Annotated in this window: 12 protein-coding genes and 2 pseudogenes; 8 read left to right on the top strand and 6 right to left on the bottom strand. The window is 60.0% G+C overall.

Annotation, left to right across the window (positions count from 1 at the left end; translation table 11 throughout):
* Positions 1-35: 35 nt before the first annotated feature.
* Positions 36-434: pseudogene (locus J2W46_RS15350) on the bottom strand (nucleoside triphosphate pyrophosphohydrolase family protein); the annotation flags it as partial.
* 58 nt (positions 435-492) lie between these two features.
* Between J2W46_RS15350 and J2W46_RS15345 the strand changes: the two are divergent.
* Together J2W46_RS15345 and J2W46_RS15340 are read left to right on the top strand one after the other, a co-directional pair.
* Positions 493-1,245 (top strand): annotated as a pseudogene (locus tag J2W46_RS15345) (porin); the annotation flags it as partial.
* A 209-nt stretch (positions 1,246-1,454) separates the two neighbouring features.
* Positions 1,455-2,216: a bestrophin-like domain gene (locus tag J2W46_RS15340; RefSeq protein WP_310354806.1), complete on the top strand. Its 762-nt coding sequence runs from the start codon at positions 1,455-1,457 to the stop codon at positions 2,214-2,216.
* 827 nt (positions 2,217-3,043) lie between these two features.
* Here J2W46_RS15340 and J2W46_RS15335 read toward each other — a convergent pair.
* From J2W46_RS15335 to J2W46_RS15325, 3 genes are all read right to left on the bottom strand, one after another.
* Positions 3,044-3,319 (bottom strand): LD-carboxypeptidase, encoded by a 276-nt coding sequence (locus J2W46_RS15335; protein WP_310354804.1) that lies wholly within the window; start codon positions 3,317-3,319, stop codon positions 3,044-3,046.
* Between the two features lie 198 nt (positions 3,320-3,517).
* Positions 3,518-3,964: a tellurite resistance TerB family protein gene (locus J2W46_RS15330; protein ID WP_310354802.1), complete on the bottom strand. Its 447-nt coding sequence runs from the start codon at positions 3,962-3,964 to the stop codon at positions 3,518-3,520.
* A gap of 45 nt (positions 3,965-4,009) precedes the next feature.
* Positions 4,010-4,210, bottom strand: a complete 201-nt coding sequence (locus J2W46_RS15325) for a DUF3563 family protein (RefSeq protein WP_310354800.1) — start codon at positions 4,208-4,210, stop codon at positions 4,010-4,012.
* 231 nt (positions 4,211-4,441) lie between these two features.
* Here J2W46_RS15325 and J2W46_RS15320 point away from each other — a divergent pair, with 231 nt between their 5' ends.
* The 6 genes from J2W46_RS15320 to J2W46_RS15295 all read left to right on the top strand — a co-directional run bounded on the left by J2W46_RS15320 (position 4,442) and on the right by J2W46_RS15295 (position 8,668).
* Positions 4,442-4,765, top strand: a complete 324-nt coding sequence (locus J2W46_RS15320; RefSeq protein ID WP_310354798.1) for a hypothetical protein — start codon at positions 4,442-4,444, stop codon at positions 4,763-4,765.
* 67 nt (positions 4,766-4,832) lie between these two features.
* Complete coding sequence (locus tag J2W46_RS15315) at positions 4,833-5,042, top strand: hypothetical protein (RefSeq protein ID WP_310354796.1); 210 nt, start codon at positions 4,833-4,835, stop codon at positions 5,040-5,042.
* Positions 5,043-5,249: 207 nt separating this feature from the next.
* The gene (locus J2W46_RS15310) at positions 5,250-6,572 is read left to right on the top strand and encodes a sensor histidine kinase (protein ID WP_310354794.1); all 1,323 of its coding nucleotides are present in this window, start codon (positions 5,250-5,252) and stop codon (positions 6,570-6,572) included.
* A 292-nt stretch (positions 6,573-6,864) separates the two neighbouring features.
* On the top strand, positions 6,865-7,539 hold the full coding sequence (locus J2W46_RS15305) for a response regulator transcription factor (protein ID WP_310354792.1): 675 nt from the start codon (positions 6,865-6,867) through the stop codon (positions 7,537-7,539).
* Positions 7,540-7,643: 104 nt separating this feature from the next.
* Positions 7,644-7,874: a hypothetical protein gene (locus tag J2W46_RS15300; protein WP_310354790.1), complete on the top strand. Its 231-nt coding sequence runs from the start codon at positions 7,644-7,646 to the stop codon at positions 7,872-7,874.
* A gap of 119 nt (positions 7,875-7,993) precedes the next feature.
* A complete protein-coding gene (locus tag J2W46_RS15295; protein ID WP_310354788.1) occupies positions 7,994-8,668 on the top strand; it encodes an alpha/beta hydrolase in 675 nt (224 codons plus the stop codon).
* Between the two features lie 1,342 nt (positions 8,669-10,010).
* Here the strand turns inward: J2W46_RS15295 and J2W46_RS15290 are convergent.
* Together J2W46_RS15290 and J2W46_RS15285 are read right to left on the bottom strand one after the other, a co-directional pair.
* A complete protein-coding gene (locus J2W46_RS15290; protein WP_310354786.1) occupies positions 10,011-10,451 on the bottom strand; it encodes a hypothetical protein in 441 nt (146 codons plus the stop codon).
* Positions 10,396-10,824 carry a hypothetical protein gene (locus J2W46_RS15285; RefSeq protein WP_310354784.1) on the bottom strand — a complete coding sequence of 143 codons (429 nt, stop codon included), beginning with the start codon at positions 10,822-10,824 and terminating at the stop codon, positions 10,396-10,398. The genes J2W46_RS15290 and J2W46_RS15285 overlap by 56 nt, the downstream gene beginning before the upstream one ends.
* Positions 10,825-10,832: the final 8 nt, after the last annotated feature.

The raw sequence follows: 10,832 nt of genomic DNA, 5'->3' as shown, positions 1-10,832 counted from the left end.
ATCGCTAGACACCGCTTGCGATGCCACCATACCTGTCAGATCAGTTTGATCGTTCCTGCGATGAGGTCGCAACAGATGGTACCGCTCCGTCGATTGCGCAAAGCACGCCAGACCTCGAAACCACTCAGTATTGCGACCTCCCATTGTTTCCCCGAGCACCGGCCAACCTCGAGCCTTGTCGTCAATCCCTTAATCGTGCGCAGCAACTCATAATCCAGCGCCTGAACATTTGCAAAGAAAGAAGTTTTTCTGGCCTCCTCGAACACCAGCGCCGAAATCGCCTCATCAATGACGTGGGCGCGCCCCCCGTCCTCGTTCTCGTCAAGCAACGGATCCGTCTTTCGCTTCTTTCCAAACAGTTTGCGCATGACCGGAGACCACCCCAGGACCGCAACGTACGACAGATGGAAAACGTCATGCAGTCGATATCCGTCATCCTCGTACGTATCACGTCGTTATATATAGGCATACTGAATAACTGGAGACAACAAAATTAAAAGAACCATTCTTACTCTTGCCACACTTAGCGTGTTTTCGATGGCTGCGCAGGCTCAAAGCAGCGTGACACTCTACGGAATTGTCGACGATGGCGTGAATTGGAATTCAAATTCGGGCGGCCATAATCTCTACAACCTATCTAGTGGCGTGATTCAAGGGAGCCGTTGGGGCCTTCGCGGTAGCGAGGATTTGGGCGGTGGCATGAAAGCACTGTTTGTTTTGGAAAACGGTTTTGACGTGAACAGTGGTTCCCTCGCCAACAAGAACCGTGGCAGTACTTTAGGACTTCTGTTCGGGCGGCAGGCATATGTCGGGGTTTCGAGCAAGTACGGCACAGTGACTGCCGGACGCCAGTACGACTCAGTCGTGGACAATCTGGGTCCGTTCGTCGTAGCCGACCAGTGGGGAGGGTATATCGCGGCACATCCCGGAGACCTTGACAATTTCAATAACACACAGCGGGTCAACAACGCTATAAAGTACACGAGCGCCAATCTCGCCGGGTTGCCATTTGGTGGCTTGTATAGCCTTGGCGGAGTCGCGGGAGATGCTACGCGCAATCAAATCTGGTCTGTGGGTGCCAATTTTTCGCATGGGCCGCTAAGCGTTGGCGCAGCTTACCTTAACGTACGCAATCCAAACGTTAGCTTCTACGGTGGTAGTGGTGCTAGTACCTCCCCGACGCCGAGTGCAAACTTTGTATCGTCGCCGGTGTACAGCGGTTATGCATCTGCTCACAGCTATCAATCCAGAATCGTTGATTAGTCACCCGCACTCAATGCGTTGATTCAGTTCAGGCGATGGGTGCGTTTCACACGGGCTCCGCGGGAAGCCGACCCGAAACCGGCGTTTTTTCGGTTATCATGTGTATTGTCGCCACGCGCGTCGCTCTACGTCACGAAGCCAGCACGACGGAGCACATGCGCCCGCCAGGACAACGCCTTGGGAGAAGCGCATTGTCGCATTTGATGGTTGCGTTGCTGGTGTTCCTGCTTGTTTCGCTGAGCGCGCTGTTCGGTCTTTATGTTAGTACACGCTTGCCGGAACATCATCTGAGCGACGACTCAATGAGCGCGATCAAACTCTCGATCGGATTGGTCGCGACCATTGCGGCGCTCGTCCTCGGTCTGCTCATTTCCTCAGCGAAGAATTCCTTCGATGCGGTCAACAACAACCTGATCCAGAACGCGGCGAACATGATTCGCCTCGACAGCGTGCTCGCGCAATACGGGCCTGAGACCGGGCCGTTGCGGCGGACGCTGAAGCGCAACTATGCCGATTGGATCGCGTTGATCGCATCGAACGACGCCACGCGCGATGCGCGGCTCGACAGCCCCGCGATCATCGGGCGCATGGAAGAATTTGGCCGCGGCATCGAGAGTCTCCGCGCGGCCAACGACGCTCAACGCGATCTCAAACTGCGCGCCGGACAAATTGCCGATGACGTATTCACCGCGCGATCCCTCGCGCTGTTGCGACGCGAAGGCACACTGCCGCCCGCGCTGATGTTCGTGCTCGTTTGCTGGCTCGCAGTGATCTTCGGCACCTTCGGCGTGCTGTCGCCGCGCAACGGCACCGTTATCTTCGCATTCCTGATTTGTGCGCTCTGCGCATCCGGCGCGATCTTCTTGATCCTGGAAATGGATACGCCGCTCGATGGCGTCGTGCGCGTGTCGACACGCGCCATGCGCGAAGCCCTCGAACGTCTGGGCGGGTGACGCGCGCCTTCCGTACAGCAAGCCTCTAACGGGCGCAAGGGTTGCTGTCTTCGACGCGGGCCCGCTCTCGAACGCGGGCGGCACGATCCACCGCAACGGGAAGATGGTCCCGAAAGCGGGCAGTCTCGACAACGTACCGCTTGATGCTGACAGCCGAGGCTTACCGTGCGCCGTCGTTGGCAAGGCCAGACGTGTCTCCGTTACGTCCATGCGCCGATTTCAACGCTGGCTGGGTTCGAGCAGGGCCAGACGCTGCGCCGCTGCGGCCGACGACCAGAGTTAAAGGTCAGCATGATCGGCTCACCTTCCAGCACATGCAAATCGGCTCGACCGACGACATCACAGGCAGTGCACCACCACCTGTTCTTCGCTGACAGGTCGTGCAATGACACACATAAAAGTTGATTGCTCCAATCCGCAGTTCAAACTTGATCCGACGCAGAGGCAGCTACCGATGTGGGGTGCGGGCATACAAGGCTCCGAAATACCGCGGATTGAAAAACGGCAAGCTTCGTTAGCCCCGAACGTGCGTGAGCCACGCGAGAACTGTCGATGATTTGCCGACGATTGTCGAACGGCCGTTCCCGGCCGAGCCCCGTCCGCTGTTCCAACGAGCATTGATCGCACGGGGTATGCGAAAGCCAAAGCTATCGCAGCAACACGCCTGCGAGGATCTCGATAGGCCGCCCCACTACACACGACAGATTGCGTTCACCATGTCTCACGGGAGGCTCACGTAGATTGGACGCCGAGCGCGGCTGCCGGCCGTGCTCGCAAGTACTGTGAGGTTGCCGCCGACAAGTGGACCTTTGATCGAATCAGCCGGCTCACGGAGACGTTCGCGTGGCAGCGGCGCTGCGTGCCTCCTGTGAGTGCATCGAGAACACCAGGTCGTCCACTTTCGCCGCCAGGCCGTTCAGCATCGGCCCGTGAATCACGCAGATGCCGGGAACCTGCAGGAATGCGTAAGAGAGAGCCGTCGCATCGGAAAAGCCGATCACGGATTTCTCGCATGGCACTTTAGCGGGCAGCGCTGGCAGCACATGCGCACAGCCATAGCCGGCGCGTGCGATCCAGACGATATCGGTCGCCGGGTCCGACAACGCCGTAGGCAGTCGCCCGTGCGATGCGGATGGAATCCCGCGGAATACCGGAGCCGTGTTCTACGAACTTGCGGAACAAGCATGCAATTTCGGTTAATCCTGACTTTTCCTGATTTTCCTTACCTCCACAGAACCATGGGAAAGGTATGAACAGTTTCCCGCCTGGGCCGATGAAGCGTCGGCGGAAAAAACGAGGCGTCATGCCGTCGACGGCTGCATTACGCGCAATGTAGGCCGCGCGTGGGCAAGACCATGTTCGTGCGGCGAGCGCCAGATGTTCCTCAGCACGCGGATAAACCCCGCTTCCCCTTCGGACAGATGTCCATCGGCACGCGCGCCTTCTTCGCACAGCGCGAGAATCTCGCGACGCAGTCGCCAGTCCCTCACGTCGTGCCCGAGGTGATAGATCACTGCGGGATCAAAGCGACACGCGTCGCCCCAGTTTAGATAAGCCGACGTTGTGAGGTCTTCGCGCATCTGCTGAATGACGGTGAGCAGCTGCCCGCGATTCATCGTCAGACGCTGTTCCATGCCCATGCGGTGAAGCGCTTCGAGTTCGTCGATGCCGACATGACCATCGGACAAGAGACAGGCCGCGACGATGCGCGCGGCGGCTTCGGGGCTGTCGGTTCGATAGTGACGCATAGTGACTCTCCTGTTTCCTTCGATGTGTTTGCCTGCGAGGGCGCTTCAGGACGTCCGGTCGCGCGGCGTGACGCTCGCGTGTACATGGACCCGATACTCGTGGTCGTCGTCGTAACGCTTCATGCGGCGTTCGAGATCGGCGAGGTCGGTCGACGAGGCGAGAAACGCATCGCGGACGTCATCGTGATCGGGATTGTGCAAAGGCGCGAACAACGCGCCAAAACGATGAGCAAATTTGGTGAACATGATGTCCTCCTTAAAGATGTCGGGTCGGGTGATGATGAATGTGCGTTCGATGGATTGAAACAGTAGAGGCGCTGAATTAGCGATAAATTAGTAAGCAGAACGCTACGATATGAACGTGTGTAGCTGATTGGAAATCCCGCTTTCTTTGCTCAGACTCTCTGCCCCGAATGCGAATTAAGCGATTCAGATCACGACAGGGCATCGGATAAAGCATCGGACAACGAGAGCAACATGAAACGGGTTTGCCAAGTTGTAATCGCTGCGCTTCTGGGTTTGGCCATGGTGGGCGTCGCGCAGGCCCATGTGTTCGTCGGCGCGGGTGTCGGCTTGCCCCTCGCGCCCATCACGCCTGTGGTTACTGTTGCGCCTGTGGTTGCTGTTGCGCCCGTGCCCTCCCACGCACCGCCCGTGAATTGCGCACCGCCGCCTGCGCCTGCGGTTGTCAGCGGCTATTGGGGCGGTGGCGCATCGGACGCGCCGCCCGGCCGCATCACCACTACGTGTACGGTTACTGGCATTAGAGCCCGCACTGAACTGGCGCTCATTTATTTCTAATTGTCGATCTATACGATGGTTTCTTCGGCAAACGAGCCCTGATCGATAACATCTGGACGGAAGGATCATGAAATCGCTGATTTCAGCTGTTGCGGTGGCCGCCGCGCTGATCACATTGCATGTCGCATCGTTCGCGGACCGCGCCGCACGGTGCCGTCGATTTAACGGCAACCGGGCAACAACGCATCTACGCAAAGACCATGAGCGGACACGGCGGTGTCGCCACAGCGCGTCCCAAAGCGGTGCCTTCAACAATACGCAATACGACGTGGGTTGAAGCCGATCTACGTTGGTCATTGATGAGGCTCAAGACGCCATCACACGCAAGTTAACGCTGCTGGCGCGCACAGTTTTCTTCGCCCGCATCGTCGTCACAACGAAAACGAGCCAACGACGCGTGCATGCGCTGTGGAACCAGCTCGCATCTGCGGCAAATTAGAGCGCGATTCCATCACCTTCCGGACGGCACGCTTCAATCACCGCCATGCCCAAAATCCGATCGCTGGGAAATCAACTAGTGTTTGCCTTGTGCGTGTTGGCAAGCGTCGTCGGCGTGGTGCAGGGCTTCAGTTCCTACCAGCTGTCGAAAGCGGGCATGAGCGCGCTGCTCGACATGCGTCTCGAACAGGTTGCCACGCGCTTCTATCGCGCCGGACTCGCCGATGCCCTGCCTGCGATTCCCGCGCGAGGCTCGCAGCCCGAGCGCGACATCGTGCTGACGGTGTGGCGAGACGACATCGACTCGCCTTATCGCTCGACGGAACCGGCGCTCGCATTGCCGCGCGATGCCGAACCCGGTTTTCTGACAACGGATGTCGGCGGCGAAAGCTGGCGCATTTTCACGTTGCGCGAGCCCGGCACCGTCATCCAGGTCGCGCAGCGTTCCAGCGTGCGCCAAGAGCTTGCGCAGGAACGCTCGCTCAATACACTTTGGCCCATGATCGTGCTGGTGCCGCTTGTCTGGATTGCCGTCGCGCTGGTCGTGCGCCGTGCACTGCGGCGTCTCACGCGGCTCGGCGCACAGGTGCAAGCCATAGACATAACGCATCTCGACAAGCTCTCTACGTCAGGCGTGGCGACTGAAATACGGCCCTTTATCGTGTCGATCAATACGATGATCGAGCGGGTCGCGCAGTCGATCGAGGGTGAACGCAAGTTCATCTCCGACGCCGCGCACGAACTGCGCACGCCGCTGACGGCACTGCAATTGCAGGCGGATAACCTTCAGCCGCATATCGCGCCCAGCAATCAGGAGCGCTTCAAGGAATTGCAGAGCGGCATTCGTCGCAGCGGACGGTTGATCGCGCAACTGCTACGCCTCGCTCGCGCCGAAGCCGCGATGCGGCCCGACATGCTGGCACGCGTCGACGTGTCGAAAATCGTCGTCGATGCCGTGGCGGAAGTGCTGCCGATGTCGATGCAGCGCGGCATCGACATCGGCGCGGAGGAGATGACGAGCGCCTACGTGCGCGCCAACGACGCCGATATTGGCATCGCGCTGCGCAATCTCGTGAGCAACGCAATCCGCTATTCGCCCGACGGCGGCAAGGTCGACCTCAGCGTGCACACGCGCGACAACATGGTGTGGATCGAAGTCGCCGATACGGGGCCGGGCATCGACGAGGCATTGCTGCGGCGAGTATTCGACCGGTTTTTCAGGCTCAATCTTCAAATTGAAGGCAGCGGGCTCGGGCTTTCGATCGTGCAGGCAATCGTCAATCGCTACAGCGGCACGGTGACGCTGCGAAATCGCAACGACGGACAAACAGGCGTCGTGGCTTCGCTGGGCTTTCCTGCCGCGCCCTGATCGAAGCACTCGTCAATTGCTAATTCCCGCCTAATACTGCGTGCCTAATATGGAACCTGAGGAGCACGACTCGTCTGATTTGGTCCCTCTGGTTCTGGCATGGCGATCGGTGCGTACGCCAGAGTCCTTGGGGCGGCTGCGTCAGGCGGCCGACATTTTTTAATTGCATTGCCGTTTATCGGGCGCCCGTTCGCGAGTCACTCGGCTAACATCCGAATGGGAATAGCCGGTGCATTGCGAACGGACTTCTCACCGCACCCGACGACAACGCTTGGTTGCTGGAAACGACATCATGCGAGTGCTACTGGTTGAAGACGATCTGCAGATCGGTCAAAGTCTGATGCGTGCATTACGGGACGCGGATTACAGCGTCGACTGGGTGCGTGACGGCAATGCGGGCAGCGCCGCCATCGCCGCCGCCGGATACACTGTCGTACTGCTCGATCTCGGCTTGCCCGGCGTGGGCGGCATCGAGTTGCTGAAGATGGCGCGCGGGGCGGGTAACAAAGTGCCTGTGTTGATCCTCACGGCGCGCGACAATCTCGAAGCACGCGTGCAAGGCCTCGACGTCGGCGCCGACGACTACGTGCTCAAACCCTTCGACGTCCCCGAACTGATGGCGCGCATACGCGCCGTGCTGCGCCGCAAAGCGGGCTACGCGTCGTCGCGTCTCGGTGACGACGCGCTCAATCTCGATCTTGACAAACGCACGCTGTGCTGCAACGGCGTGTCGTCGGTGCTGTCGGCGCGCGAATTCGCCCTGATGCTCGCGTTCCTCGAGCGGCCCGGCACGATCCTGTCGCGCAATCAACTCGAAGACAAACTCTACGGCTGGGGCAAGGAAGTCGAGAGTAATGCCGTCGATGTGCTGATCTACTCGGTGCGCAAGAAGTTCGGGCAGGCGGTGATCCGCAACGTGCGCGGGCTCGGCTGGACGGCCATGCTCGGCGAGGCACAAAAAGGGTAACGACGCAGTAACGGAGCGCCGTCGTCCTCATTCTTCGCTCACTGCGTCGCAAATATCTCTCCTTCATAAAGCAATTTCGCTGACGATGTGGCGCGGAAAAAGCGATGAGAGGCATTCCAAAAATCCAGGCAGTCATCGAACCCAACGACGCGGCAAGCTATATCGCATTCTGCCGGCTCGACACGCGCAAGCACGTGCGGATGTCGGTGCATGTCGATTGCTCGATCGCTGCAGATGCGACGGACACGACGAGCGCAAGCCGCGCTGTTTCGCCGAACAATGCCGCTCGCGCTGCATATCACTATGGCGCGGTGCCGGGCCTCTTGCATCAGTAAGGTGCGGCCATGGTGATTCATCCGGCTGCCGACCGACTGGGGACGCGCGACGGCGCAACCTGGCGGGCCCGTCTCATCTTGCGGCTGATGCCGCTGCTGATTGCGCGGCGTTTTTCATCATGCCGTTCCGCCGAGCCCGACGTGGCGTGCGTGCGTGGTCGTCCGCACCGGCTTTTCGTTGCCGGGAGCATGACAAGCCGGGCTGTGCAATCCGCGTTCGCGCCGCGTACCCAATGCCGATCTTCCCGGACTCTGCACGGGTCCGTCTTCGCCGTCCGCTGACGAGCGCGATCGTGTATCTGCACAGCGGCTATCACTTCGGTTCGCCAGCGACGCATCGAGCGGTGACGACGGCGCTCGCGTATCATCGCGGCCCGTCCGCGTTTGCACTCGATTACCGGCTCGCGCGAGAGCGTCCGTTTCCGGCCGCGCTCGAAGATGCGCTGCTCGCGTACCGCACATTGATCGGGCGCGGCATCTCGGCGGACTCAATCGGCGTCGCAGGCGATTCGGCCAGGGCGAACTCGCGCTCGCGATGCAACTGGCGCGGCGCGAAGCCGGTGAAGCGCTGCTGCCGGCGTCGTGCTGTTTTTTCCATGGGCCGACTTGAAGACGACGTGGCTCTCGGGACGCGGCACCGGCCCGACCACGGGTCTCGCGACGCAGCGCGCCGCGCGCACATATCTCGGCGACTCGTCGCCAGCGAATTCCCGCGTCGGGCCAGATACATAGCGCGCCGGCCGACCCGGCATGAACTAATGCGGGATGCAGATCAGGGCGCTTGCCTGACGTGATCCGAGACGGGCGGCTGGCACGTCGCTGATGCACTTATCCCTGCAAATCGGGATGTGCGTCACCGACGCCTGTTGGAACTGAGCGGCGGGCGGCCGTGAGGCCGGCTCTATCAAAGCGGCGATAGTCAGTTTGTTGCCCGCCGGGAAAGCGCCGGCTGCAAATTCTCGCCGCAGTCCCGCGGTCGCAATCGCGGGACTGCGGCGCTGCGCGCGGATATGCCCGCATGTTGGCGGTGACGCGCTGCCCTACCCTACCTTGGGGACGGTGGTCGAACTCAGCCCGATGTCCGCGACCGTTGCAGGGGAGTATCGGCTAATTGTCGACTAAGTGGCGGCCCGTTGCGGCTTCTGGAGCGAAGCAGAGAAACCGCCCAGAACGGCCGGCTGAATACCGTCACGCGCTAACAGTGGCGGACCAGGCGCGACGCAACCACGCGTCTGTCTAGATGACGGCGCTAGCAATCGGACGAAATCCGTCTATCCACGGGCAGCACCGACTGGTAGTGCTAATCAGTTGAAAAGTAGTGACAAGATTAGTCGTGTGAGCGAATACGATCGCCGTCCACAAAGTGTTCAGAAATGAAGGGGGATAGCCACAACATCCGCTCCTTCCTCTTTTGGACACTGAAATTCATTGCCTTGGCGCCCTTCGCCCCCGTCTCGCCGGGTAAGTTACGTTCCTCACAAGAATCAAGGATAGTTGGCTGGTAGAACAAGCGTAAGCGACCGGCAATCCCGTCCCGGCGGGTGGGTCTGGTCGACGACAGCAGTCGGCTGCGAGCGATGTGCCAGTAAAGCCTTGCCGCACCGACTCTTGGTTCCCTGGAACGCACAGGTCACCAATATCTGTCTGCCATCAATCGCTGCGGCTGCGCTCAGCGCGCGCAAAGTGCAAAGAGTCTGCGCGTGGCGCTTTCGCAAATAGCCTGCATCTTAGCAGGATCGACGAAGTCTCCCACGCACATCACCTTCGCAATCAGCGTTCCATCGATGACCGATACGGAAACGTTGGGGAATCGCTTCAGCCATCCAGCAGCGTATTCGAATCCTGTCACCTTAAGTTGGTGGGTTGGCTAAATGGAACTCATCCGTCTGCATGTCGGAGACGCTCATTGCAACGGGCGCCTGCTGCTTGCTGCCGGAAGCCTTCGCATAGTTCTGGTAGTCTTGGAAGATGGGTCCGTTCGCGACGCCCGAGTGAATATCGTCGAAGATGATTTTCGCAATCTCGAAGAGCGGCTGGTCGAGATCGTCGATCGGTGGTGTCCTGTGATCGCCAAAAAGACAAGATCGGCGGAGACGTGCGGTTCGAGTATGCGGCGCATGTCGATGGCCGAGCGCATCAGAATGCGCTTCTCTCGGGTTTCTGCGGTCTCTGCAATTGCCAACGCGAGCGCGGCGGCAACAACGCGTGCATCGACGAGCCATTTGCGTGCGCGGCTAGGCGAATTCGCTGCACGTGCTCCGCCCCGCTCTCCATCCGCGCAAGACGATGCCGCAACGTTCCGCTGTCGCGCGGTGCGACCAGAGCAACCTGCGTGTAGTCGCCTGACCACGTAGCGGGAAGCGCGGGAAGACTTTGCTCGGCGGCGGCATCGACGGATGCATCGACGGGATCGGGAAACGGTTGCGCGTCCAGCGCACCGCCGCGCACGATGCAGTCGCAGATGTGCGCAAGGCACGCATGAAGTTCGATCAGCGACGACGCATCCGTCACCGCGTGGGAGCTAAGGATGAAGACATCGAGCGCACCGTCGCTCGCGAACACATGGACGCTGTACATCCGTTTGCGCGTGTCCAGCTCGGCTGGCGAGCAACATGGCGTACATCGCATCAGCCGTCCATTGATCGGCGGGAAGCCAGCTTTGAAGCCCATTAGCGTGATCGGCGCGCTCGATGAAGTGACCGTCCACGACAACAGAACGCAGAATGCCGTAACGCGCCTCGAGTGTTGCAATGGCGCGCTCAGATTGCGCCTGGCTAACACGCCCCGCGATGCTGCTGCGGCTCACAACCAGCATGCGGGTCGCGACGTACACTATCTCCGTCGGCGAGGCCTTACGAAACGTTCGTCTCGTGACGCCGGTTGAGTCGTTCGGCGACGCTTCACAGATAAGGTCCTGCATGGTCTGCTCCAGAATGATCGGTGCGGGCATGTGTTCGT

The organism is Paraburkholderia strydomiana, from assembly GCF_031456815.1.
Lineage (GTDB): Bacteria > Pseudomonadota > Gammaproteobacteria > Burkholderiales > Burkholderiaceae > Paraburkholderia > Paraburkholderia caledonica.
This window is presented reverse-complemented; position numbering and strand designations above follow the sequence as displayed.